Raw genomic sequence first — 23,242 nt, forward strand, 5'->3', positions numbered from 1 at the left:
TGGTCCGTCGACTCGGCCGAGCCATGGCCGGCCTGGGCGGTCGGCGCAACCCCGCGCTGACGGACAGCCGCCGCGCCCCGTAAGGCCGCCGGCGGCACGGGCGCGGGCGACCTGGGCGACACGGGTGGCTGCGGACAGCACCGGTGAGCGCAGGCAGCACGGGTGGGTGCGGGCAGCACCGGTGACCGCCGGACGGCACACGGGTGGCCGCCGGACGGCACACGGGTGGCCGCAGGCGGCGCAAGTGACCGCAGGCAACGCAGATCGGCGCGGCACCGAAGGCGACCGAGCCGCGACGGCGCCGGCACTTCCGCAGGGACCCGGGGCCGTGTCGATGTGCGGCTCCGCCGCGTGGGCGCGACCGGCCCCCGCTCACCCGCACTCGGCGGACAACCCGAAGAACCCCTCAATGGCCCCTCAACGGCCGCTCAACGGCCGTCCCGTGGCCGCTCGGCGGCCGTTCAAGCCGTTCAGTGGCCGTTCTGGGCAAGCCGCAGCAGATGGTCCGCCAGTGCCTGTCCGCCCGTCGGCTCCCTGCTGATCAGCAGCAACGTGTCGTCGCCCGCGATCGTCCCGAGGATGTCCTGCAGCTCGGCCTGGTCGATCGCCGAGGCGAGGAACTGGGCCGCGCCCGGCGGGGTGCGCAGCACCACGAGGTTGGCGGACGCCTCCGCGGAGATCAGCAGCTCCTGCGACAGCCGCCGCATCCGCTCTTCCTTCGCCGACTCCCCCAGCGGTGCCCGGGGGGTCCGGAAACCCCCCTCGCTGGGCACCGCGTAGATCAGGTCGCCGTCGTTGTTGCGGATCTTCACCGCGTTGAGCTCGTCCAGGTCCCGCGACAGCGTCGCCTGGGTGACGCTCAGCCCGTCGTCGGCCAGCAGCTTCGCCAACTGGCTCTGCGAACGCACCGGTTGCCGGTTGAGGATGTCCACGATCCGGCGGTGACGCGCGGTGCGGGTCTGCGGCACGGCGGGCCCGCCCGCGCCCGGCTGCTCATGTTCCTGCGCCTGACTCATCGTCGTCTCATTCTCCGGTTCTCCGGATCGTCACTCTCCGCTCGCCGCGGCTGCGTCGAGGATTCCGGGCAGCGCCCCGAGGAACGCCTCCACCTCGTCGTCGCCGAGGTTCAGCGGCGGCATCAGCCGGACGACGTCGGGGGCGGGCACGTTCACCAGGAATCCGGCCTCCTGAGCCGCCGCCCGCACCTGGGGCGCACGGGGCTCGGTGAGCACGATACCCAGGAGCAGGCCCGCTCCCCGGACATAATCGATCAACGAGTGGCCCGCACCCTCGATTCCGGTCCGCAACTTCTCGCTCTGCCGCTTGACGTTCTGCAGCAACCCCTCGTTCTCGATGGTGTCGAGAACGGCGAGTCCGGCGGCGCAGGCGACGGGGTTGCCGCCGAAGGTGGTGCCGTGGTGGCCGGGCTGCAGCAGCTCGGCGGCCCGCCCGAAGGCGATCGTCGCGCCCAGCGGCAGTCCGCCTCCGAGGCCCTTGGCCAGCGTCACGACGTCCGGCAGGACGCCCTCGTGGGCCTGGTACTCGAACCAGTGACCGGTCCGGCCGACGCCGGTCTGCACCTCGTCGAGGACCAGCAGCGCGCCGGTCGCGGCGGTGATCGCGCGGGCGGCCTTGAGGTAGCCGGCCGGCGGCACCACGACACCCAGTTCGCCCTGGATCGGCTCGAGGACGACGAGCGCCGTCTCCTCGGTGACCGCGGCGGCCAGCGCCTGCGCGTCGCCGAACGGCACATGGGTGACCTCGCCGGGGAGCGGCAGGAACGGGTCCCGCTTGCCGGGCTGGCCGGTGAGCGCGAGCGCGCCCATGGTCCGGCCGTGGAAGGCGCCCTCGGTGGCGACGACGTGGGTCCGCCCGGTCAGCCGGCCGATCTTGAAGGCGGCCTCGTTGGCCTCGGCGCCCGAGTTGCAGAAGAAGACCCGGCCGTCCCGGCCGAAGTGCTGGAGCAGCCGTTCGGCGAGCGTGACGGTCGGCTCGGACATGAAGAAGTTGGAGATGTGGCCGAGGGAGCCGATCTGCCGGCTCACGGCCTCGACGACGGCCGGGTGGGCGTGGCCGAGCGCGTTGACCGCGATGCCGCCGACGAAGTCGAGGTACTCCTTGCCGTCGGCGTCCCAGACCCGGCTGCCCGCACCGCGTTCGAGGGGCAGCAGGGGGGTGCCGTAGTTGTTCATGAGCGCGCTCTGCCACCGCGCGGTCAGTTCCTCGTTGCTCATGACGGCTCCCCCTGTGCGTCCGGCTGCGCGGCCGGCTCTGCGTGCGGCTTCTCGTCGGGCACGACCATCGTGCCGATGCCCTCGTCGGTGAAGATCTCCAGCAGGATCGAGTGCTGGACCCGCCCGTCGATGACGCGGGCGGTGTTCACGCCGTTGCGCACGGCGTGCAGACAGCCCTCCATCTTCGGGACCATCCCGGAGCTCAACTCCGGCAGCAGCTTCTCCAGTTGGGAAGCGGTGAGGCGACTGATCACCTCGTCGCTGTTCGGCCAGTCCTCGTAGAGGCCCTCGACGTCCGTGAGGACCATGAGGGTTTCGGCGCCAAGTGCCGCAGCGAGTGCCGCAGCCGCCGTATCAGCATTGACGTTGTAGACATGTCCGTCGTCCTGGGAGCGGGCGATCGACGAGACGACCGGGATGCGGCCGTCGGCGAGCAGCGCCTCGATGGCGCCCGTGTCGATCGCGGTGATCTCGCCGACCCGCCCGATGTCGACCAACTCGCCGTCGATCTCGGGCAGGTGCTTGGTGGCGGTGATGGTGTGCGCGTCCTCGCCGGTCAACCCTACGGCGAGCGGCCCGTGTTGGTTCAGCAGCCCGACCAGCTCGCGCTGGACCTGTCCGGCGAGCACCATCCGTACGACGTCCATGGCGTCCTCGGTGGTGACCCGCAGACCGGCCTTGAACTCGCTGACGATGCCGTGCTTGTCGAGGGCGGCGCTGATCTGCGGGCCGCCGCCGTGCACGACGACGACATGCAGGCCGGCGTGCCGCAGGAAGACGACGTCCTGGGCGAAGGCGGCCTTCAGGTCCTCGTCGACCATGGCGTTGCCGCCGAACTTGATGACGACCGTCCTGCCGTTGTGCCGGGTCAGCCAGGGCAGCGCCTCGATGAGGATCTGGGCCTTGGGCAGGGCGGTGTGCTTACGAGTAGTGCTCATGACGAGTACGCGCTGTTCTCGTGGACGTAGTCGGCGGTGAGGTCGTTGGTCCAGATGGTGGCCGTCTCGGAGCCGGCGGCGAGGTCGGCGACGATGTGCACCTCGCGGTAGCGCATGTCCACCTTCTCGCGGTCCTCTCCGACGCCGCCGTTCTTGCAGACCCAGACGCCGTTGATGGCGACGTTGAGCCGGTCGGCCTCGAAGACGGCCCCGGTCGTGCCGATCGCGGAGAGCACCCGGCCCCAGTTGGGGTCCTCGCCGTGGATCGCGCACTTGAGGAGGTTGTTGCGGGCGATGGAGCGGCCCACCTCGACGGCGTCGTCCTCGCTGGCCGCGTTGACGACCTCGATCTTGATGTCCTTGCTGGCGCCCTCGGCGTCCCGGATCAGCTGCTGACCGAGGTCGTCGCAGACGGTCCGTACGGCGGCGGCGAAGTCCTCGTACCCCGGGGCGACTTCGGAGGCGCCGGAGGCGAGCAGCAGCACGGTGTCGTTGGTCGACATACAGCCGTCGGAGTCGACGCGGTCGAAGGTGACCTTGGTCGCGGCGCGCAGCGCCCTGTCCAGGGTCTCGCTGTCGAGGTCGGCGTCGGTGGTGAGGACGACCAGCATGGTGGCGAGGCCCGGGGCGAGCATGCCCGCTCCCTTGGCCATGCCGCCGACGGTCCAGCCGTCCTTCGTGACGACGGACGTCTTGTGGACGGTGTCGGTGGTCTTGATGGCGATGGCGGCCTTCTCGCCGCCGTGCTCGGAGAGTTGACCGACGGCGGTCTCGATCCCGGGCAGCAGCTTGTCCATCGGGAGCAGGACGCCGATGAGTCCGGTGGAGGCGACGGCGACCTCACCCGCGCCCAGACCCAGCACCTCGGCGACCTTCTCGGCGGTCGCGTGCGTGTCCTGGAAGCCCTTCGGCCCCGTACAGGCGTTGGCGCCGCCGGAGTTGAGGATCACGGCGGACACCTGGCCGCTCTTGAGGACCTGCTCGGACCAGAGGACCGGCGCGGCCTTCACACGGTTGGAGGTGAAGACTCCGGCGGCCGCGCGGCGGGGCCCGTCGTTGACCACGAGGGCCAGGTCCGGGTTGCCGTTCTGCTTGATCCCGGCGGCGATGCCCGCCGCCGTGAATCCCTTGGCTGCCGTGACGCTCACGGTGCGACTCCGATCGTGGAAAGCCCGGTGGTCTCGTCGAGCCCGAGGGCGATGTTCATGCTCTGGAGGGCGCCGCCCGCGGTGCCCTTGGTCAGGTTGTCGATGGCGCTGATGGCGATGATCCGGCCCACGGCGGGGTCGTACGCGACCTGCACCTGAACGGCGTTGGAACCGTGGACGGACGCCGTGGCGGGCCACTGCCCCTCGGGGAGCAGGTGCACGAACGGCTCGTCGGCGAAGGCCTTCTCGTAGGCGGCGCGGACGGAGTCGGCGGTGACGCCGGGCTTCGCCTTGGCGCTGCACGTGGCGAGGATGCCGCGGGACATCGGCACGAGGGTGGGGGTGAAGGAGACGGAGACCGGCTCCCCCGCCGCCGCGCTCAGGTTCTGGATCATCTCGGGTGTGTGCCGGTGGACGCCGCCGACGCCGTACGGGGAGACGGAGCCCATGACCTCGGAGCCCAGCAGGTGCGTCTTGGGCGACTTGCCGGCGCCCGAGGTGCCGGAGGCGGCGACGATCACGGCCTCCTGCTCGGCCAGGCCCGCCGCGTAGGCCGGGAAGAGGGCGAGCGAGACGGCCGTGGGGTAGCAGCCCGGGACCGCGATGCGCTTGGACCCCGTGAGCGCCGCGCGGCCGCCGGGCAGTTCGGGGAGGCCGTAGGGCCAGGTTCCGGCGTGCGCGGAGCCGTAGAACCGCTCCCAGTCGCCCGCGTCCGTCAGCCGGAAGTCGGCGCCCATGTCGACGACGAGCACCTCCGGGCCGAGCTGCTCGGCGACGGCGGCGGACTGGCCGTGCGGCAGCGCGAGGAAGACGACATCGTGTCCGGCGAGGACCTCGGGGGTGGTCTCCTGGAGGACGCGGTCGGCCAGCGGCAGCAGGTGCGGCTGGAGCGCGCCCAGTCGCTGGCCCGCGTTGGAATTGCCGGTCAGGGCGCCGATCTCGATCTCGGGGTGCGTGAGGAGCAGGCGCAGCAGCTCTCCGCCCGCGTACCCGCTCGCTCCGGCCACCGCCGCACGTACCACCATGACTCCTCCTCCTGGATGGCATGACTATACGTTTCGATGCACGTTTATGCAATCCATGCAGGGGCAGGGCCCGGAGCGATCTTTGCCCAGGCCGCGGGGCTGCGTAACCTCGACCCGGTGATCGCCATGACACCGATAACCAGCCTGGACCTGACCGGCTTCACCGAGCGTGAGCCGGGGGTGTGGACCGACGCGGCGGGGCTCGTCCTGTCGGTCCACTTCTTCCCGCTGATCCCGGACCTGCCCGCCGCGCTGCACGAGCCGCAACGGCTCGGGGCAGGGCTGGCGCAGCTCGTGGCCGGGGCCGGCGGCGGGCTGATCGAGGCGGCGCCCGGCTCCGTGGACGGCGTCCCGGCGGTGCGCCAGCTGGTCAAGATGCCGCTGGGCAGCCGGCCGGGGCAGGCGTTCCTCGGCTCCTGGACCGTACCGAGGGCCGGGTCCAGCACGGTCGTGAAGGTGCAGGCCGCCGAGGGCGCCACGACCGGGATGCGGGAGGCCGTGATCATGGCGCAGGTGGGTCCGGCCGAGTACTTCCGGCCCCACCCCTACGCGGGCGGACAGCCGGACGGACAGCCGGGCGGTCTGCCGTACCACGTCGGCGACCACGAACAGTGGGACGCCCGGTTCCCCGACCATCCCCTCACCCTCGTGCGCGCCGCCCTGCAGCGGATCACACCCACGATCACCTTCGACGACCGCTTCAAGGCCTTGCCGCCGTTCGGCGGGCCGGCCGCCCCGCAGTCGCTGCCCCATCTGCCGCCGCCCAGGCGCGGCTGGTTCCGGCGCCGCAGGGACGCCTGACAGGCATGAGAGACCCGGCGGGTACGGGCCTGCGTCGCCCGCACCCGCCGGGATCCGCTACCGCTGCCTGATCCGCAGGAAGGTGATCGAGTTCGCCGGGAAGGTGTAGGTGAACTCGCCCGCCACCCCGGTGAAGGTGGAGGTCACCGGTGCGACCGCGGTCGCGGCCTCCGTATTGACCGCGTCCGGCGCGGCGGCCAGCGTGGTCACCTTCGCCTTGGACGCGACCTTGGCGCCACCGAGGTCGATCGCCGTACGGGCGTCCGTGGACTGGGCGTTGACGACCTTGACGATCAGATCGCCGGTCTTCTTGTCCAAGGTGGCGACCTGACGGAACGGCTCGGCCGGCTTGTCGTCGGTGAAGCTGCCCCACTCCTGGCCGTCGAGGTAGAGGGTGACCTGGCGACCCCGCACCTTGACGTCGATGTCGTAGGCGCGGCCCGTCTCGACGGACCCTGCCTTGGAGACCAGCGTCGACTTGCCGCCGTCCACGGCCTGCTCGACGGCGGACTGGGTGTTGTTCCAGCCGCCGAGGTTCCACCAGTAGTAGTTGCCGGTGTCCTTGACGCCGAAGGCGACCAGGAAGCCCTCCTTGCCGGACTTCTTGGTGGCCTTCACATGCAGGTCGTAGTCGTGCCAGCCGGCGTCACCGGCCGAGACCATGGTGTTCTCGGCGGCGGTGTCGGTCTGCACGTACTGCCCGTCCTGGAGCGACCAGCTGCCGCCGCCCGTGTGCGTCCACTTCGAGGCGTCGCCGGAGAAGTCGTCGCTCAGCAGCACGTTGCCGTCCGCGTCGGTCACCCGCACGTCGTCGTACGCCGCTCCGGTGGCCCAGGTCGACAGACCGACGGCGCCGGTGATCGGACCCTGGAGGGACGGGGTCCCGGTGGCCGTCGACGGCACCACCCGGTCGCCGACGTTCGTCATGAACAGCTTCTGGACCTCGTAGTTGGCCGAGTTCCAGGAGGCGTGGTTGTTGAACCACACCATGTCCGGGCTCCACTGCACATAGTCCTCGTTCGCGAACAGCGGCGCGTAGGAGGCGAGCTTGACGACGTCCGCGTTGCGTTCGAGGCCGGTCATGAAGGCCGCCTCGGCCAGCCCGTTCTTGAAGGCGTTGCCCCAGGAGGCGTACTCGCCGAGGAAGACCTTGGGGCCGCTGCGGTCGTAGGTGTCGTAGCGGTCGTTGTTCTGCAGGAACCACTGCGGGCTGTTGTAGTAGTGCTCGTCGACCATCGCGACGTCCGCGTCCCGGTTGAGCTGCCAGGCCGTGTCGAAGGTCGAACCCGCGTCGTCGGGACCGGAGTTGGAGATGACGGTGATGTCGGGGTACTTCGCCGCGATCGCGGCGCGGAACTGCTCGAAGCGGGCGAAGAACTCGACGGGCAGATTCTCCTCGTTGCCGACCTCGAGGTGGGTGAGGTGGAAGGGCTCGGGGTGGCCCATCCGGGCCCGCTTCCTGCCCCAGGTGGACGTGACCGGACCGTTGGCGAACTCGATGAGGTCCAGGGTGTCCTGGATGTGGCGCTTCAAAAGCGCGTCGTCGACGACGGCCTGGTTCTGGCCGCAGCCGGTCACCAGGGCCGGCACGACGGGCAGCGGCATCGCGCCGATGTCCTCGGCGAAGCGGAAGTACTCGTAGTAGCCGAGGCCGTAACTCTGGTTGTAGCCCCAGAAGTTGGAGTTGGTGGCGCGCTCCTCGACGGGTCCGACGGTGTCCTTCCACTGGTAGGAGCGGGCACGCTGCCAGCCGGAGGCCTCGCTGTAGTCCTGCATGGAGCCGGTGTTGACCAGACAGCCGCCGGGGAAGCGCACGAAGCCCGGGTCGAGGGCGGCGACCTTCTCGGCGAGGTCCTTGCGCAGGCCGTTGGGCTCGTTCCGGTACGTGTCACGGGGGAACAGGGACACCATGTCGAGAGCGGCCGCGGCCGAGGAGGCCACCGAGAGGCGGCCGTCACTGCTGGTGCGGGTGGCGGTCAAGGCCACCCGGTACTGGGCCCAGCCGCCGCGCACGGCGACCTTGCGGGCGGTGGCCAGCGCGCCGTCGGCGTCCTGGAGGCTCACGGTGAGCGTGCTGCCGCTCCCGGCGCGGGCCCACACCGAGAAGTCGTACTTCTTGCCCTGCTCGACCCGGACACCGGTGTTGTAGCCGGCGTTGGTCACGGAGGAACCGGCGCCCAGGGAGAGGTAGTTGCGGTTGCGGTCGTTGAGCCGGCCGGCGTCGTCCAGGACCTGCGCGGTGCCGTCGACCGTCCAGGAGGTCAGCGGGGTGTACGACCGGTTGTCGACGGTGGAGTACTCGAAGGACCGGTTCTGCACGAGTTCGGCGTACAGGCCGCCGTCGGCCGCCCGGTTGATGTCCTCGAAGAAGACGCCGTACATCGTGTCGTCGATCTTCGCGCCCTTGGCGGTGGGGTCGACGGTGATGGCGTAGTCGGTCACGGCCTCGGCGTGCGCCGGGACAGGTACGAGGGCGGTGACCGTCAGGAGGGCCGTGGCGGTGAGGCCCAGTCTCCAGCGGGTGCGGGTGGTGCTGCGTGACATGAATACTCCGCGGCTCGGTAAGGCCGAGTTGTTCGAAATATCAGACGGTGATCAGCACTTCGAACGGCAAGATAGGGAGGGGGCCCGGACGCGTCAATGGGGCGTGCAGCAGCGAAAGTGTCGGAAGCGAGGAACGCATGGACGAGTTCCGGCCAGTGCCGGACGCCCTGGCCTACCTCCGGGGAAGCTGGCGGGTCACCCGGTCGGTACGGGACCTGGCGAGCGGCGCCGAGGGCCGCTTCGACGGGGTCACGGTGTTCGGCGCACCGGGCAAGGGCGGAGGCGAGGGCGGGCTGCTGCACCGGGAGTCCGGCACGTTCGTCTGGCTCGGGGTCCCGCGGCCCGCCGAACGCACCCTGCACTTTCTGCCGGGGCCGACGCCCGGCACGGCGGACGTACGGTTCGCCGACGGCCGCCCCTTCCACGACCTGGACCTGACGACCGGACGGCACGTCACCGACCATCCCTGCTCCGCCGACCTCTACCGGGGCGAGTTCACCGTCCGGGACGCGGACCACTGGCGGACGGTCTGGCGCGTGGCGGGCCCCGCCAAGGACCTGTTGCTCACCACCGACTACGCGCGGGTGGGCTGAGCCGAGGCCCCTTCGAGGCGGAGGTTCCAGCGACCGGCCCGGCCGGTGACGGTGGTCGTCGACAGCGGACGCACATCGATGTTCCAGTACGTCGCGGGCGGCGCCTTCAGCGCGTACACCAGGGCCGCGCGGATCACGCTCGGCTCGGCCACGGCGACGATACGGCCGCCGTCGCCCACCGGCCGGGTGTCGAGCCAGCCGGCCACGCGGGAGATGAACGCCAGCAGCGACTCGCCGCCGTGCGGGGTGGCGAGCGGGTCGGCGAGCCAGGCGTCCACCGCCTCCGGCTCGCGGGCCATCGCCTCGCCCAGCGTGAAACCGCGCCAGCGGCCCATGTCGCAGTCCCGTAGAGCGAGCTGGACCAGCGGGGCGTAGCCGAGCGCGTCCCCGGTGGCACGGCTGCGCGGGGTCGGTGAGCAGTAGCGCAGCTCGGCGGCCGCGAGCGGCAGCAGAGCGTCGGCCACACGCAGCACCTCAGCCCAGCCGTCCTGGTCCAGCGGCCGGTCGTCCTCGAAGCGTTCCGCGAGCAGCGAGGAGCTGCGAGCGGCGGCGACGAACGTGACCCGAAGTGGCATGCGGTGATGGTGAGCCGCGTAACTGCGCAGGTCAAGAGGCATCGGCCGACGTCCGGAAGAAAACTTACCGACGAGTCAGGACCTGCCGGACAAGTCCCCAGAAAACAGCTCCCGGCTCAAAACCGCCCCGCTCGAACCGGCCCGTTCACGCCACCCGCTCGTACCGTCCCGCTCACGCCGGCCCGGGTCTTCCGCCCGGCACACGCCACCCGCCCACGCCCTGCCGCTCATGCCCTCCCGCTCACGCGGACCCGGGCTTGGCGAAGATCAGTGCCATCCACCGGTCCGGCTTCTCCAGCGCCTCGAAGCCGACCTGCTCGTAGACCCCGTGCGCGTCGTGCGTGGCGAGCAGGATGCGGCGCAGCCCGTGCGCCCGCAGGTGGTCGCGGACGGCGGCGACGAGAGCCGTCCCGAGACCCTTGCCGCGCGCCGCCGGGTCCACGTACACGTCGCACAGCCACGCGAACTCCGCGAGGTCGGTCACGACCCGCGCGTAGGCGACCTGGTCCCCCGACGCGGTGTCGTAGACGCCGAAGTTCAGCGAACCGGCGATCGCCCGCTCCTGCCTGTCCCGCTCGCGTCCGAGCGCCCAGTACGCGTCCGTGGACAGCCAGTGGTGCACACGCGCCACATCGATGCGGGCGGAGTCGGCGGAGATCTCGTAGCCCTCGGCGAGGGGCGGAACGGCGTTCATGGCATTCATGGCCGGATCCTCACAGGAGGGCGTTCATCATGTCGAACACTTTCCGGGGAACACCTCGTCGCACGCCGTCCGCAGCCGCCGCACCCCCTCCGCGATCTCCTCCGTCCCCGCGACGGCCGCGAAGCTCAACCGCACATGGGCGGCCGGGGGTTCGGCACTGAAGTAGGGGCGGCCTGGAGTGAGGGCGACCCCCGCGCGCAGGGCGGCGGCCGTGAACGCACTCTCTCCCCGGGTGCCCTCGGGCAGCCGCAGCCACAGGTGGTAACCGCCGGACGGGATGTGCGGGAGGGCCAGTTCGGGCAGCCGCAGCCGCAGCGCAGCGGTCATCGCGTCCCGCCTGACGCGCAACTCGGTCGCGATGGACCGCAGATGACGCGGCCAGGCGGGCGAACCGACGAGTTCGAGGGCCGCTTCCTGGAGCGGGCGGGGCACGAAGAAGGTGTCGACGACCTGAATGGCGCGCAGACGTTCCAGGACCGGGCCGCGGGCGGCCAGCGCGCTGACCCGGAAGCTCGGCGAGGTCGCCTTGGTCAGCGAGCCGACGTGCACGACGACGCCGTCGGGGTCGTCGGCGGCGAGCGGGCGCGGCAGCTGCCCGGCGTCCTCGTGCGCGAGCCGCCGCACGAAGTCGTCCTCGACGACGAACGCGCCGGCCTCCCGCGCGATGCGCAGCACCTGCGCGCGCCGGTCCGGGGCGAGGACGGCACCGGTCGGGTTCTGGAACAGCGGCTGGCAGACGAACACCCGGGCGCCGGTCGCCCGGAACGCGTCGGCGAGCAGCCCGGGCCTGACTCCGTCCGGGTCGACCGGGACCGGTACGGGGCGCAGTCCCGCCGCCCTGGCGATCGCGAGCATGCCCGGGTAGGTGGGCGACTCGACGAGGACCGGGGCCCCGGGCGGGGCGAGGGCCCGCAGGGCGGTGGTGAGCGATGTCTGGCCACCGGCGCTGACCAGCACCTCGGCAGCGGTGATGGAGCCGCCGATGGTCCGTGCGAACCACTCGCGCAGTTCGGGCAGGCCCTCCATGGGCGGTCGGCCCCATGCGCCCGGCCGCCGCCCGGCCCGGGCCAGGGCCGCGGCCATCGCCCGCTCCGGCTGGAGCGAGGGATGCAGATAGCCGCCGTTGAACTCGATCACGCCGGGCGGCGGCGCGGCGAGCGAGACGGTGACGCCTGAGGCGTCCACCGAGCGCGGGACGAGGTCGGCGGCGCCGTCCGCGCTCAGCGCGACCTCCTGCCAGGAGGTGTCCCCCGCGGGGGTGGCGCCCGCCCGCGCCGGCCGGGCCCGGAAGGCGCCCGCCCCGGGCCGGGTGACCACCAGCCCCTCGGCGGCCAGCTGCGCCAGTGCCCGCGAGACGGTCACCGGGCTCACCCTGAACCGTTCGACCAGGGCCCGGCTCGACGGGAGCTTTCCACCGGGAGAGTAGCGGTCGAACTCCCGCCGCAGCTGATCCGCCAGCTCACCCACGCTGCTACGCTCTTGCATGAAGACACAGAGTAGCGCTACTGACCGGCCCGCGATAGCGGTCAGCACCCGGTCCGACGCCCCGGCCGGCACTCGGGCCGACGCCCCGGCCGACACTCCCGTGGGCGCCCCCCAGGCGAGCGGCCTCGGTACTCTCCTGGCCGCCCTCGGTGTCGTCGCCTTCTCCCTGACGTTCCCCGCGACCGCCTGGGGCCTGGAGGGGTTCGGCCCCTGGTCCCTGGTCGCCGTGCGCAGCGTCCTGGCCGCGCTGATCGCGGGCGGGTGTCTCCTGGCCCTCCGCGTGCCGCTGCCCGCCCGGCGGCACTGGGCGGGACTCGCCGTCGTGGCCGCCGGAGTCGTCGTCGGTTTCCCGCTGCTCACCACGCTCGCGCTGCGGACGTCCACCACCGCGCACGCCGCCGTCGTGGTCGGCCTGCTGCCGCTGACGACCGCGCTGCTGTCCGCCCTGCGCATGGGGACCCGCCCCTCCCGCACCTTCTGGGCCGCCGCGCTGGCGGGTGCCGCCGCGGTGGTGGCGTTCACCGTGCAGCAGAGCGGCGGGGCCCTGACCACCGCCGATCTGTATCTGTTCGGGGCGCTGCTGGTGTGCGCGGCCGGCTACACCGAGGGCGGCCGACTGGCCCGGGTCATGCCGGGCTGGCAGGTCATCGGCTGGGCGCTGGTGTTCTGCCTGCCGCTCACGGTGTTCGGCGCCGCGCTCGCCCTGACCCATGAGCCCGTCCACCTGACCGCGCACAGCGTGGCCGGGCTGCTGTGGGTCGCGGCGGGCTCGCAGTTCCTCGGCCTGGTCGTCTGGTACCGGGGCATGGCGCTCATCGGCATTCCGAAGGCCAGCCAGTTGCAGTTGGCGCAGCCCCTGCTCACACTGGTGTGGTCGGTGCTGCTGCTGGGCGAGCACCTCACGCCCGCCGCTCCGCTGACGGCCGCCGCCGTGCTCGTGTGCATCGCCGTCACGCAGCGGGCGCGCGGTTAGCCACGGCAGACCGTACCGTCGCACCCGGTGAGGAGGCCCCGCAGATGCGCGCAACCAAGGGCGACCAGTTCGTCCAGCACGGCAGGGTGGTCGGCCAGCACGACAAGGTCGGCGAGATCGTCGAAGTCATGGGCCAGGGAGGAAATCCCCCGTACCGCGTCCGCTTCACGGACGGGCATGTGGGCGTGTGCTCGCCCGGCCCCGACACCGAGATCCGTCACAGGACGGCCGAGGAACAGCGGTAGATCAGCGCGGGGGCTCCGCCGGCTGCCCGTAGTGGTCGGCGACCACCCGCGCCATCGCCCCGATCCGATCGGTCCGCACGTCCTTGGCGGCGAAGAAGACATGCCCGCGCACCTGTGGGTGGGCTGCGGCCAGTTCGAGGTGGTCCGACAGCTCGGCCGGGTCCTGCCAGGCCGCGGGCTGCGCCGGGTCGCCCGCCCGGTACAGGGCCTCGCCGAGATAGAGCCGGGTACGGCTGCCCTCGGCCACCTCCGCCCACCAGGGCACGAGCTTGGCGTAGTCGGCGACCGAGAGCCCGATGTTCCAGTAGAGCTGCGGGACGATGTAGTCGATCCAGCCCTCCCGTACCCACTTCCGGGTGTCCGCGTGGATGTCGTCGTACGACTGGAGCGCCCGGGTGTCCGAGCCGCGCGAGTCGGTGGAGGCGTTGCGCCACACCCCGAAGGGGCTGATCCCGAACTGGGTGCCGGGCCGCACCGCCTTGATCCGGTTGGCCGTCTCCAGCACGAGCTTGTCGACGTTGTCGCGCCGCCAGGCCGCCCGGCTGGGGAAGGCTCCGCCGTAGGTGTCGTACGCGGCCCCGTCGTCGAAGGTCTGGCCGGCCACCGGGTACGGATAGAAGTAGTCGTCGAAGTGCACGGCGTCCAGGGGGTACTTCTTCACGGCGTCGAGGATCGCGTCCTGGACGAAGGCGCGGACCTCGGGCAGGCCCGGGTTGTAGTAGAGCTTCCCGCCGAACGAGACCACCCACTGCGGGTGCCGGCGCGCGGGGTGGGAGGCGACGAGCCTCGACAGGTCGTCATGGGTCGCGACCCGGTAGGGGTTGAACCAGGCGTGCAGTTGCAGGCCCCGCGCATGCGCCTCCGTGACGGCCGTGCCCAGCGGGTCCCAGCCCGGTGCCCTGCCCTGGGTGCCGGTGAGCACCTGGGACCACGGTTCGTACGGGGAGGGCCACAGCGCGTCCGCCGTGGGCCGCACCTGGAAGATCACCGTGTTGAGCCGTCGGCTCACCGCCAGGTCGAGCATGGCGATCAGCTCGGCGCGCTGGGCGGCGGCGGTCAGGCCGGGGCGGGACGGCCAGTCCCGGTTGCTGACGGTCGCCAGCCACATCCCCCGCATCTCGGTCGCCGCCCGCCGTTCCCTCGCGGGAGCGGCCGCCGCGCCCGTCGTGGTGAACGCCGACAGCGCTGCCAGCGCGAACGCCCGCCGGGTCAGTCGACCCATCGCACACATCCCCACACTCTGCGGATCCGCTCGGTCACGGATCGTTTCGCGGTCCAGCATGCCTCCACCCCGGCGATCGATCATCGATACTTGCTAGTAACGTGCACGATCGGAGCAGGGCTGCCGAGACCCGGCAGACCTGCCCCGGCCATCTGAGTCAGCGCGGCGAAAGGGACTGATGTGACGGGCACCCCAGCGGGAGATCTCTCACGGGTCGGAGTGGTGGGCTGCGGCCAGATGGGAGCGGGCATCGCAGAGGTCTGCGCCCGCGCCGGTCTCGACGTCAAGGTCGCCGAGACCACCGGCGAAGCCCTGGAGATCGGCCGTACCAGGCTGTTGAACTCCCTGGCCAAGGCCGCCGAGCGCGGCAAGATCTCCGAGGAGGAGCGGGACGCCACCCTCGCGCGCCTCAGCTTCACCACCGATCTCGGCGAGTTCGCCGACCGTGACCTGGTCATCGAGGCCGTGGTCGAGAACGAGCAGGTCAAGACCGAGATCTTCCAGGTCCTCGACCAGGTGGTGACCCGTCCGGACGCGATCCTCGCCTCCAACACCTCCTCCATCCCGCTGGTGAAGCTGGCGGTCGCCACCTCGCGGCCCGACCACGTCGTCGGCATCCACTTCTTCAACCCGGCCCCGGTGCAGCAGCTCGTCGAGCTGATCCCGGCGCTGACCACCTCCGAGGGCACGCTCAGCCGGGCCCAGCTGTTCGCCGAGAAGCTGCTGGGCAAGCACGCGATCCGCGCCCAGGACCGGTCCGGCTTCGTCGTCAACGCGCTGCTGATCCCCTACCTGCTCTCCGCGATCCGGATGTTCGAGACGGGCATCGCCAGCCGCGAGGACATCGACAACGGCATGGAGATGGGCTGCGCCCACCCGATGGGTCCGCTGAAGCTGTCCGACCTGATCGGCCTGGACACCGTCGCCTCGGTGGCGCAGAGCATGTACGACGAGTACAAGGAGCCGCTGTACGCCGCTCCCCCGCTGCTCCAGCGCATGGTGGACGCGGGCCGGCTGGGCCGCAAGACCGGCTCGGGCTTCTACGCCTACTGATCACCCACCGTGTTCCCCACGGGCCCGGCGCTCCTCGGAGTGCCGGGCCCGCGGCATTCACACGCCGTGTGCGCCACGGGTCCGCATATGCCCGGCGCACACTCTCCCCGTCGGCCCACCAGGCGGGTTCACTCATCATGCGCATGCAAGGGATGTGAGACGACTACGGAAAGGAGCGGCCACGTGACCGCCGACCCCGAACATCCCGTGGTTCATGGAGAACTCGCAGAGTTACGTCGCCGGCTCGATGTGGCCTACGCCCGCGTCGAGGGCGGGCTGGCCCTGCTGTCCCACCGCACCGAGCAGACCGCCAAGGAACTGGACGAGCTGAACACCCGCATGACCTCGCTGGAACACGCACGCTGGCCGCTGCCCTCGCTCGCGGCGCTCACAGCCCTGGGGGCACTGGTCGCGACGGTCTGGCAGGCACTGGCCCACTGAACCTCGGCCCGTCCCCGGCCCGAGCACGGCCGGTCCGCGGCGGGTGCACGACCCGTCCCGCGGCTAGCCCTCGGCGAGCCTGAGGTGGTGCAGCAGCATCAGCGCGGCCACCATGTTGGCGGCCGGGACCTCCCCCCGGGCGACCAGGTCGGGAACGACCTTGAGGGGGACCCATTCCCGGCGGTCCGACTCGAAGTCGTCCACCGGGTGTCCCACGTACTCACCGTGTTCCGACCAGTAGATGTGATGAACGGCGTCGGTGAGCCCGTTGGACGGCTCCACGCTCATCAGGTGGCGCAGCGGCCCCGGCCGCCAGCCGGTCTCCTCCTCGAGTTCCCTGGCGGCCGCGCGGACGATGTCCTCGCCGTCCTCGACGACTCCCGCCGCGAGCTCCCAGCCCCAGCTGTCGGTGATGAAGCGGTGGCGCCACAACAGGAGAACCTCGTTGGACCGGTTCACGACCGTCGCGACCGCGACCGGCCTGAGCCGTATGAGGAAGTGGTCGAGGTGCCGGCCGTCGGGCAGCTCCACATCTGCCAGGTTGACGCTGAACCAGCGGTTTTCATACACAGTTTGTTCGTTCTGTTTCGTCCACTGCACGGTTCTGCCACCTTCCGTCGAGTGAGTGGCAATATCGCAGCAGGAACTGTGCAGCGGCGGCGTAGCCGCCGGTGTGGGTGACTGTGTAGGTGTCGTGTCGGTGTCGCTGTCGGTCTCGGTGGTCGGATACCCCACTGCGCCCCGTCTACAGCGGTACGCGCAGTGCCCCGTCGATGAGTTCGGCGGCCTCGGCCGTGCCCGCGCAGTCGCTGCGCGCCAGATGTTCGCGCACCGCCCGGAGTCTGTCGCGCAGGCGCTGGGACTCCATGCCCCGGGCCTGTTCGGCCATCTGCACCGCGGTGACCACCGCCTTGTCGGCGTTGCCCTGGCGCAGTTCGATCGTGCTGAGCATGGCGAGACGGTGCACCCGTCCCCGGTCGTGCGCCGGGGTGTCGACGGCGGCCGCGGCGTGCTCGGCGGCGGCGGCGAGGTCGCCGAGGCTGAGCAGCGCCTCCGCCACCTGGACGTTGACCAGGCCCGGTTGGACATAGCCGGTCTCGTCGGGCTCGTGTCCGCGCCGGATGTGATCGGCGGCGGTTTCGGCACGCCGGATGCACGACAGGGCGCTCGTACCGTCGCCGAGGTGCGCGTACGCCTTGGCCTGCATCGCGTACAGGTCGGAGGCGAGGGCGGGCGTGATGTGCCGGCCCGCCGCCCGCAACGCGGCCTCCGCGAAGGCGACGGCCTGCCGGTACTCCCGCATGAACAGCGACTGGTTGACGAGGAGGGCGATGACGTACGCCCCGAGTCCCCGGTCCCCACTGGCCTTTGCCAGCCGCAGCGCCTGGTGGAAGTAGCGCTGGGCCAGGCCGTGCGCGTCCGAGTCGTACGCGCAGATCCCGGCGACCGCGACCAACCCGCCGGTGGCCCGGTGCAGTTGACGGCCCGTCTCGTCGGTGTAGCTGCCGCGCAGCAGGGGCGCCGTCTCCGCGTTGAGGAAGCCGACGATACGGCTGCGGGTCGCGATGCCGCCCGCCTTGCGGTACATCTGCTCGTAGTGGGCGCGGGCGGCCCGCAGCATCTCGATGTCGGCCGAGGTGACACGATGCCGGCCGCCCCGGGAGACGTCGACGTCCTCCGGCGGGTTCTCCCACTCCCACACCGGCATCACGGCCGGCGTGCCGGTGACCGCGGGCGCCCCCAGGAGGTGCGGGCGTTGCTGCTCGTCGGAGCGCCACAGGGCGGTGGCCCGCTCGACGAAGCCGGAGAGCGAGGTGCCGTGCGGGCCGGCCGGTTCTCCCGGCACGCCGAGGCCGATGTCGTCGAGGGTGACCGGCCGGCGCAGCCGCCCCGCGAGCACCTCGCAGATCAGGTCGGGCACCTGCCCCCGCGGCCGCTGACCCTTCAGCCAGCGGGCCACCGCCGTGTGCTCGTACCGCAGGGCGAGTCCGCGGGCCCGTCCGGCCTGGTTGACGTGGGCGGCGAGGCCCGCGTGCGAGACGCCCGCCTCGTCCAGGATCGCGTCGAGCAGAGTGTTGGGCTGCATGGGTGCCCCCCGGGTGCCTCGGTGTCCGTCAGAGTAGTGGCTCCGTCCTCACACGGGGTGTGAACGGAGTACGCGCATCCGCAGGGTGCGCGCGCTGTCGCGGAGCGTTTCCGGTCGGTTGACTGAAATGCCTCGCAAGAGGTTCGCCGGGCCGTCGGCTCCCCCTCATAAAGCGACGGCCCGGCGGTGCGGTGTGCTCCGCGGGTCGGGCCGGGGACTACAGGTGCGTTGTCGGCAGCGGGTGTGATGTGGCTGGTCGCGCGGTTCCCCGCGCCTCCAGAGGGCTGGACCCGCGGCCGTTCTCCAGCACCAGCAGGGCGATGTCGTCCGTCGGTCTGCCTGCCGTGTGTCGTCGGAGTGCGGCCAGGATCGTGCGCAGGATCTGCTGGGGTGAAACGGGATGGTCGTGCGCCGCCTTGGTGAGAGACTCCGGCAGGGAGAAGAACCTGCCCCGGGCGTCCCTCGCGTCCTCCGCGCCGTCGGTGAAGAGGACGAGCGACTCGCCCCGGAGCAACGGCCCGCAAGGCGTGGCGGACAACTCGGTCGGCAGCGGGAACGGGCCCAGAGGCGGCAGCGGATCCGCCGGCGACAACGGCCGCACGCTCGTGCCGCTGAGCAGATACGGCCAGGGATGCCCGCAGTTCAGAACGTGCAGCTCGCCGTCCTCCCGGATCTCGAGCACCAGCACGGTGACGAACTCCTCCGCCACCGTGGCGTCGGGAGTGTCACGGGCCCGTTCGCGCAAGTGCCGCTCCAGGGCACGCTCCAGGCGGCGCAGGACGCGGTCGAGATCGTGCTCGTCGTGGGCCGCCTCGCGGAAGCTGCCGAGGAGCGCGGCGACGGTACCGAGCGCGGGAAGCCCGTGCCCGCGGACGTCGCCCATCACGACCCGCACTCCGTGCTCGGTGGCGATCACCTCGTACAGGTCACCGCCCACGCTCGCGCCCCGGTCCGCGGAGAGCTGGGCGGCCGCCGCGTTCAGCCCGTCGACGCGCGGCGGCGGCGGACGCAGCACCACGCTCTGCGCGGCCCCGGCGACCCGCCGCGCCTGCTTCAGCTCGCGCACCAGGGCCTGCCGCATGTGGAGTATCAGCCCGGTGCCGACGGCGAAGAAGACGGCACTGGTGACGATCCTGGCCAGCAGCCCGTCCTGTCGGGCCAGCGGACAGGACAGCTTGTAGGTGATCGCCAGGGCGCCCCAGGCCGTGGGCAGCCCCAGCGAGAGGGCCCGGCGTAACGGCCGCCTGATGCCGAACATGTCGTTGGTCCCCCGTCCAGGCCCCGACAACGCAGATCGGACCGGCCCCGAAAGGCCGGTCCGATTCTGTCGAGGTCATGGCCCGAAAGACCAGATCACCAGGAGATCTCACCCGAAGGAGTGAGGTAACCGAAGAGAGGGAAAGCCGGGGGCGCAGGAGCGAAGCCCCCGCACCCCCAGAGGCGCGGGGAACTGCGCGACCAGCCACGACGGCGTCGCGGTCGGGCCGAGAACCGCAGCTCCCCCGACGCCTAACCGCGCAGCACCGCTCCCGTACGCTCGCCCGCCAGGGCAACCGCCGCATCCCTCGCGGCCGACGCCTCGTCGACGGTCAGCGTCCGGTCGTCCGCACGGAAGCGCAACGCGTACGCGAGCGACTTCCGCCCCTCACCGAGCTGCTCCGCGTTCTCGTACACGTCGAACAGCCGGATCCCCTCCAGCAGTTCACCCGCGCCCTCACGCAGCGCGGCCTCGACCTCGGCGTGCGGGACGAACCTGTCGACGACGAGGGCGACGTCCTGCGTGGCCACCGGGAACGTCGAGATGCGCGGCGCCTGGGGCGTGTCGTCGCCGACCTGCTCCAGCACGTCGAGGTCCAGCTCCATCGCGGAGGTGCGCGAGGGCAGCCCCAGGGCCTTCAGCACCCGCGGGTGCAGCTCACCGGCATGGCCCACGACGCGCTCGGCACCGTCGACGACGACCAGCAGCTCGGCGCACCGGCCCGGGTGCCACGGCCCGTACTGGCCGCTGCGGACGACCAGTTCGGCCCCCGCCTCACGGGCGACGGCACGCGCCGCCTCGACGGCGTCGGCCCAGTCAGCCGGGCGGCCCTTGCCCCACCAGCCGGCCTGCTCGCGGGCGCCCGCGAGAACGACGGCGACATGGCGCGGCTGCGCGGGCAGCACGGCGTCCAGGGACGCGATCTCCTCTTCGGTGGGGCGGCGGTCGACGGGCAGGTGCCCGGCGACGCGCTGCTCCTCCTTCGGGAGGAACACCAGCCCGGTCTCGAAGAGCGCCAGGTCGTGCGAGCCCCGGCCGTCGTTGCGGCGCAGGGCGGCCAGCAGGCCCGGCAGCAGCGACGTGCGGAGCGCGGGCTCCTCGTCGTTGAGCGGGTTCGTCAGCCGGACGACACGGCGGGCCGGGTCGTCGGCGTCCAGGCCGAGCTGGTCGAAGACCTGCTCGCCGATGAACGGGTAGTTCGGCGCCTCGACATAGCCGGAGCCGGCCAGGGCGCGGCCCACGCGGCGGTGCAGGCGCTGGCGGTGGGTGAGACCACGGCCGGAGGGCGGCTTGGGCAGCGTGGAGGGCAGGTTCTCGTAGCCCTCCAGCCGGATGACCTCCTCCGCCAGGTCGTTGACCTCGGCGAGGTCGGGCCGCCAGGACGGGACGGTGACGATCAGCTCGTCCTGCCCGTACACGTCGCAGCCGATCTCCTGGAGACGGCGGACGACCGTCTCCCGGCCGTACTCCACGCCCGCGACCTTGTCCGGGTGGTTCGCCGGGACGCTGATCGTGTGCGGGCCGGAGGGGGCGATGATCTCCGTGACGCCGGCGTCGGCCGTACCGCCCGCGAGCAGGACCAGCAGGTCGACCGTGCGCTGCGCGGCGGCAGCCGCGGCCTGCGGGTCGACACCGCGCTCGAAGCGCCTGGACGCCTCGGAGGACAGCTTGTGCCGGCGGGCCGTACGCGCGATCGACACCGCGTTGAAGTGGGCGGCCTCGATGACCACGTCGGTCGTCGAGGCGCCCCCGTTCTCGGCGGCCTCGTGATCGGCGATCTCGGTGTTGGCGCCGCCCATGACACCGGCGAGGCCGATGGGACCGCGGTCGTCGGTGATCACGAGGTCCTCGGCGTGCAGCTCGCGCGTCACCCCGTCGAGGGTGACGATCCGCTCGCCCTCCCCGGCCCGGCGCACGCCGATGGTGCCCTGGACCAGCGAACGGTCGTAGGCGTGCAGCGGCTGGCCGATCTCCATCATCACGTAGTTGGTGATGTCGACGGCGAGCGAGATCGGGCGCATGCCGACCTTCTGGAGCCGACGCGTCAGCCAGATCGGGGAGCGCGCCTCGGGGCTCAGACCGGTGACGGTGCGGGCGGTGAAGCGGTCGCAGCCCATCGGCTCGGAGACCTGCACCGGGTAGCCGAAGGCGTTCGGCGCCGGTACGTCGATCAGCGCCGGGTCGCGCAGCGGCAGACCGTAGGCGATGGCGACCTCGCGGGCGACACCCCGGATGGACAGGCAGTCGCCGCGGTTGGCGGTGACGGCGATGTCCAGGACCTCGTCGACCAGCTCGAGCAGCTCGATGGCGTCCTTGCCGACCTCGGTCTCCGGCGGCAGCACGATGATGCCGTGGCTGCCGTCGTCGCCCATGCCCAGCTCGTCGCCGGAGCAGATCATGCCGTGGGAGGTCTTGCCGTACGTCTTGCGCGCGGCGATCGCGAAGTTGCCGGGCAGGACGGCGCCCGGAAGGACCACGACGACCTTGTCGCCGACGGCGAAGTTGCGGGCGCCGCAGACGATCTCCTGGGGCTCACCGGTGCCGTTGGCGGTGCCGACGTCGACGGTGCAGAAGCGGATCGGCTTCTTGAAGCCCTCGAGCTCCTCGACGGTGAGCACCTGGCCCACGACGAGGGGGCCCTTGAGGTCGGCTCCGAGAGCCTCGACGGTCTCCACCTCGAGGCCCGCCGACACGAGCTTGGCCTGCACGTCACGGCCGGTCTCGGTGGCCGGCAGGTCGACGTACTCCCGCAGCCAGGAAAGCGGGACCCGCATCAGATCTCCATCCCGAACGGCCGGGTGAACCGGACGTCACCCTCGACCATGTCTCGCATGTCTTCGACGTTGTGGCGGAACATCAGCATCCGCTCGATGCCGAACCCGAAGGCGAACCCGCTGTACTTCTCCGGGTCGACGCCGCAGGCGGCCAGCACCTTGGGGTTGACCATGCCGCAGCCGCCGAGCTCGATCCAGCCCTCGCTGGAACAGGTGCGGCAGGGGCGGTCGGGGTTGCCGACGGACTCGCCGCGGCAGACGTAGCACACCATGTCCATCTCGGCGGACGGCTCGGTGAAGGGGAAGAAGTTCGGCCGCAGCCGGGTCTTCATGCCCTCGCCGAACAGCGACTGGACCATGTGGTCCAGGGTGCCCTTGAGGTCGGCCATGGTCAGGCCCTCGTCCACGGCCAGCAGCTCGACCTGGTGGAAGACCGGGGTGTGCGTCGCGTCCAGCTCGTCGGTGCGGTACACGCGGCCGGGGCAGATCACGTACACCGGCAGCTCACGGCTGAGCAGCGAGCGGATCTGGACCGGCGAGGTGTGGGTGCGCAGCACGACACCGGACTCGGTGCCGCCCTGCGGGCCCTGCACGAAGAACGTGTCGGCCTCACCGCGGGCCGGGTGGTCCGGGCCGATGTTGAGCGCGTCGAAGTTGAACCACTCGGCCTCGACCTGCGGGCCCTCGGCGACCTCGTAGCCCATGGCCACGAAGACGTCCTCGATGCGCTCCGACAGCGTGGTGAGCGGGTGGCGGGCGCCGGCCGGCTCGCGGTCGTACGGCAGTGTGACGTCCACCGCCTCCTCGACCAGCACGCGCTGGTCACGCTCGGCCTCGAGCTCCTCCTGGCGGGCGGCGAGGGCCTTGTTCACGGCGCCCCGGGCCTGGCCGACCAGCTTGCCGGCGGCCGCCTTGGCGTGCGGCGGCAGGGCGCCGATCTCGCGGTTGGCCAGGGCCAGCGGGGAGGTGCCGCCGGTGTGCGCGACCTTGGCCTCCTGGAGCGCGTCGAGGGAGTCCGCGGCGGCGAAGGCGGCGAGCGCCCCGTCCCGCATGCGCTCGATCTCTTCCGGTTTCAAGGCCTCGACCTCTACCGGGTCGTACGACTTATTCGGTGCCGACATCTCTTCCCGTGCTTCCGGTTGGC

The 23,242-nt window shown here is 71.6% G+C and carries 21 protein-coding genes; 6 read left to right on the forward strand and 15 right to left on the reverse strand.

Annotated features, from left to right (window positions below; all coding sequences use genetic code 11):
* Nucleotides 1-470: 470 nt before the first annotated feature.
* Genes OG736_RS09660 through argC form a run of 5 tightly spaced genes read right to left on the reverse strand, consistent with a single transcriptional unit; the run spans nt 471 to nt 5,345 of the window.
* Nucleotides 471-1,016, reverse strand: a complete 546-nt coding sequence (locus OG736_RS09660) for an arginine repressor (RefSeq protein WP_020132361.1) — start codon at nt 1,014-1,016, stop codon at nt 471-473.
* Between the two features lie 30 nt (nt 1,017-1,046).
* A complete protein-coding gene (locus tag OG736_RS09665) occupies nt 1,047-2,234 on the reverse strand; it encodes an acetylornithine transaminase (RefSeq protein ID WP_327182068.1) in 1,188 nt (395 codons plus the stop codon).
* Entirely contained in the window at nt 2,231-3,172 is a 942-nt protein-coding gene (argB, locus tag OG736_RS09670) for an acetylglutamate kinase (RefSeq protein WP_327182069.1), read from the reverse strand. The genes OG736_RS09665 and argB overlap by 4 nt, the downstream gene beginning before the upstream one ends.
* Nucleotides 3,169-4,320: a bifunctional glutamate N-acetyltransferase/amino-acid acetyltransferase ArgJ gene (gene argJ, locus OG736_RS09675; RefSeq protein ID WP_327182070.1), complete on the reverse strand. Its 1,152-nt coding sequence runs from the start codon at nt 4,318-4,320 to the stop codon at nt 3,169-3,171. The genes argB and argJ overlap by 4 nt, the downstream gene beginning before the upstream one ends.
* The gene (argC, locus tag OG736_RS09680) at nt 4,317-5,345 is read right to left on the reverse strand and encodes an N-acetyl-gamma-glutamyl-phosphate reductase (protein WP_327182072.1); all 1,029 of its coding nucleotides are present in this window, start codon (nt 5,343-5,345) and stop codon (nt 4,317-4,319) included. Before argC ends, argJ begins: the two co-directional genes overlap by 4 nt.
* A gap of 126 nt (nt 5,346-5,471) precedes the next feature.
* Between argC and OG736_RS09685 the strand changes: the two genes are divergently transcribed.
* Entirely contained in the window at nt 5,472-6,146 is a 675-nt protein-coding gene (locus tag OG736_RS09685; protein WP_327182073.1) for a hypothetical protein, read from the forward strand.
* Between the two features lie 57 nt (nt 6,147-6,203).
* Here the strand turns inward: OG736_RS09685 and OG736_RS09690 are convergent, their stop codons facing one another.
* Nucleotides 6,204-8,690 carry an alpha-L-arabinofuranosidase family protein gene (locus OG736_RS09690; protein ID WP_327182074.1) on the reverse strand — a complete coding sequence of 829 codons (2,487 nt, stop codon included), beginning with the start codon at nt 8,688-8,690 and terminating at the stop codon, nt 6,204-6,206.
* A 137-nt stretch (nt 8,691-8,827) separates the two neighbouring features.
* Here OG736_RS09690 and OG736_RS09695 point away from each other — a divergent pair, with 137 nt between their 5' ends.
* Entirely contained in the window at nt 8,828-9,283 is a 456-nt protein-coding gene (locus tag OG736_RS09695; protein ID WP_327182075.1) for a DUF6314 family protein, read from the forward strand.
* Here the strand turns inward: OG736_RS09695 and OG736_RS09700 are convergent.
* From OG736_RS09700 to OG736_RS09710, 3 genes are all read right to left on the reverse strand, one after another.
* The gene (locus OG736_RS09700; protein WP_171396195.1) at nt 9,265-9,858 is read right to left on the reverse strand and encodes a histidine phosphatase family protein; all 594 of its coding nucleotides are present in this window, start codon (nt 9,856-9,858) and stop codon (nt 9,265-9,267) included. The two genes, OG736_RS09695 and OG736_RS09700, sit on opposite strands and share 19 nt — an antisense overlap.
* 241 nt (nt 9,859-10,099) lie before the next feature.
* Complete coding sequence (locus OG736_RS09705) at nt 10,100-10,552, reverse strand: GNAT family N-acetyltransferase (RefSeq protein ID WP_327187569.1); 453 nt, start codon at nt 10,550-10,552, stop codon at nt 10,100-10,102.
* Between the two features lie 36 nt (nt 10,553-10,588).
* Nucleotides 10,589-12,046, reverse strand: coding sequence for an aminotransferase-like domain-containing protein (locus tag OG736_RS09710; RefSeq protein ID WP_327182076.1), 1,458 nt, complete (start codon nt 12,044-12,046; stop codon nt 10,589-10,591).
* On the opposite strand from OG736_RS09710, the gene OG736_RS09715 reads away from it, so the two are divergent.
* Complete coding sequence (locus OG736_RS09715; protein ID WP_327182077.1) at nt 12,045-13,019, forward strand: DMT family transporter; 975 nt, start codon at nt 12,045-12,047, stop codon at nt 13,017-13,019. The genes OG736_RS09710 and OG736_RS09715 overlap by 2 nt on opposite strands.
* Before the next feature lie 44 nt (nt 13,020-13,063).
* Entirely contained in the window at nt 13,064-13,264 is a 201-nt protein-coding gene (locus OG736_RS09720) for a DUF1918 domain-containing protein (RefSeq protein WP_020132326.1), read from the forward strand.
* Nucleotide 13,265: 1 nt separating this feature from the next.
* Here the strand turns inward: OG736_RS09720 and OG736_RS09725 are convergent, their stop codons facing one another.
* Nucleotides 13,266-14,486 (reverse strand): glycoside hydrolase family 10-like protein, encoded by a 1,221-nt coding sequence (locus OG736_RS09725; RefSeq protein WP_327182079.1) that lies wholly within the window; start codon nt 14,484-14,486, stop codon nt 13,266-13,268.
* Between the two features lie 180 nt (nt 14,487-14,666).
* Between OG736_RS09725 and OG736_RS09730 the strand changes: the two genes are divergently transcribed.
* Both OG736_RS09730 and OG736_RS09735 read left to right on the forward strand, forming a co-directional pair.
* Nucleotides 14,667-15,539: a 3-hydroxybutyryl-CoA dehydrogenase gene (locus OG736_RS09730; protein WP_267020825.1), complete on the forward strand. Its 873-nt coding sequence runs from the start codon at nt 14,667-14,669 to the stop codon at nt 15,537-15,539.
* A 183-nt stretch (nt 15,540-15,722) separates the two neighbouring features.
* On the forward strand, nt 15,723-15,980 hold the full coding sequence (locus OG736_RS09735) for a hypothetical protein (RefSeq protein ID WP_327182081.1): 258 nt from the start codon (nt 15,723-15,725) through the stop codon (nt 15,978-15,980).
* Between the two features lie 63 nt (nt 15,981-16,043).
* Here the strand turns inward: OG736_RS09735 and OG736_RS09740 are convergent, their stop codons facing one another.
* From OG736_RS09740 to pheS, 5 genes are all read right to left on the reverse strand, one after another.
* Nucleotides 16,044-16,580, reverse strand: coding sequence for an NUDIX hydrolase (locus OG736_RS09740; protein ID WP_327182082.1), 537 nt, complete (start codon nt 16,578-16,580; stop codon nt 16,044-16,046).
* A gap of 145 nt (nt 16,581-16,725) precedes the next feature.
* On the reverse strand, nt 16,726-18,066 hold the full coding sequence (locus OG736_RS09745; protein WP_327182083.1) for an NsdA family TPR-like regulatory protein: 1,341 nt from the start codon (nt 18,064-18,066) through the stop codon (nt 16,726-16,728).
* A 217-nt stretch (nt 18,067-18,283) separates the two neighbouring features.
* Entirely contained in the window at nt 18,284-19,324 is a 1,041-nt protein-coding gene (locus OG736_RS09750; RefSeq protein ID WP_327182084.1) for a PP2C family protein-serine/threonine phosphatase, read from the reverse strand.
* A gap of 251 nt (nt 19,325-19,575) precedes the next feature.
* A complete protein-coding gene (gene pheT / locus OG736_RS09755) occupies nt 19,576-22,098 on the reverse strand; it encodes a phenylalanine--tRNA ligase subunit beta (protein ID WP_327182085.1) in 2,523 nt (840 codons plus the stop codon).
* Entirely contained in the window at nt 22,098-23,219 is a 1,122-nt protein-coding gene (gene pheS, locus OG736_RS09760; protein ID WP_327182086.1) for a phenylalanine--tRNA ligase subunit alpha, read from the reverse strand. Before pheS ends, pheT begins: the two co-directional genes overlap by 1 nt.
* Between the last annotated feature and the right edge of the window lie 23 nt (nt 23,220-23,242).

The organism is Streptomyces sp. NBC_01334 (assembly GCF_035983595.1).
GTDB classification, from domain to species: Bacteria; Actinomycetota; Actinomycetes; order Streptomycetales; family Streptomycetaceae; genus Streptomyces; species Streptomyces coriariae.

Excerpts from the sequence above, each read along its gene's own strand:
- pheT (WP_327182085.1), bottom strand. The coding sequence starts at position 22,098 with ATGCGGGTCCCGCTTTCCTGGCTGCGGGAGTACGTCGACCTGCCGGCC.
- pheS (WP_327182086.1), bottom strand. The coding sequence starts at position 23,219 with ATGTCGGCACCGAATAAGTCGTACGACCCGGTAGAGGTCGAGGCCTTG.
- OG736_RS09725 (WP_327182079.1), bottom strand. The coding sequence starts at position 14,486 with ATGGGTCGACTGACCCGGCGGGCGTTCGCGCTGGCAGCGCTGTCGGCG.
- OG736_RS09710 (WP_327182076.1), bottom strand. The coding sequence starts at position 12,046 with ATGCAAGAGCGTAGCAGCGTGGGTGAGCTGGCGGATCAGCTGCGGCGG.
- OG736_RS09700 (WP_171396195.1), bottom strand. The coding sequence starts at position 9,858 with ATGCCACTTCGGGTCACGTTCGTCGCCGCCGCTCGCAGCTCCTCGCTG.
- OG736_RS09720 (WP_020132326.1), top strand. The coding sequence starts at position 13,064 with ATGCGCGCAACCAAGGGCGACCAGTTCGTCCAGCACGGCAGGGTGGTC.
- OG736_RS09705 (WP_327187569.1), bottom strand. The coding sequence starts at position 10,552 with ATGAACGCCGTTCCGCCCCTCGCCGAGGGCTACGAGATCTCCGCCGAC.
- OG736_RS09715 (WP_327182077.1), top strand. The coding sequence starts at position 12,045 with ATGAAGACACAGAGTAGCGCTACTGACCGGCCCGCGATAGCGGTCAGC.
- OG736_RS09745 (WP_327182083.1), bottom strand. The coding sequence starts at position 18,066 with ATGCAGCCCAACACTCTGCTCGACGCGATCCTGGACGAGGCGGGCGTC.
- OG736_RS09750 (WP_327182084.1), bottom strand. The coding sequence starts at position 19,324 with ATGTTCGGCATCAGGCGGCCGTTACGCCGGGCCCTCTCGCTGGGGCTG.
- OG736_RS09665 (WP_327182068.1), bottom strand. The coding sequence starts at position 2,234 with ATGAGCAACGAGGAACTGACCGCGCGGTGGCAGAGCGCGCTCATGAAC.
- OG736_RS09690 (WP_327182074.1), bottom strand. The coding sequence starts at position 8,690 with ATGTCACGCAGCACCACCCGCACCCGCTGGAGACTGGGCCTCACCGCC.
- OG736_RS09660 (WP_020132361.1), bottom strand. The coding sequence starts at position 1,016 with ATGAGTCAGGCGCAGGAACATGAGCAGCCGGGCGCGGGCGGGCCCGCC.
- argB (WP_327182069.1), bottom strand. The coding sequence starts at position 3,172 with ATGAGCACTACTCGTAAGCACACCGCCCTGCCCAAGGCCCAGATCCTC.
- argC (WP_327182072.1), bottom strand. The coding sequence starts at position 5,345 with ATGGTGGTACGTGCGGCGGTGGCCGGAGCGAGCGGGTACGCGGGCGGA.
- OG736_RS09685 (WP_327182073.1), top strand. The coding sequence starts at position 5,472 with ATGACACCGATAACCAGCCTGGACCTGACCGGCTTCACCGAGCGTGAG.
- OG736_RS09695 (WP_327182075.1), top strand. The coding sequence starts at position 8,828 with ATGGACGAGTTCCGGCCAGTGCCGGACGCCCTGGCCTACCTCCGGGGA.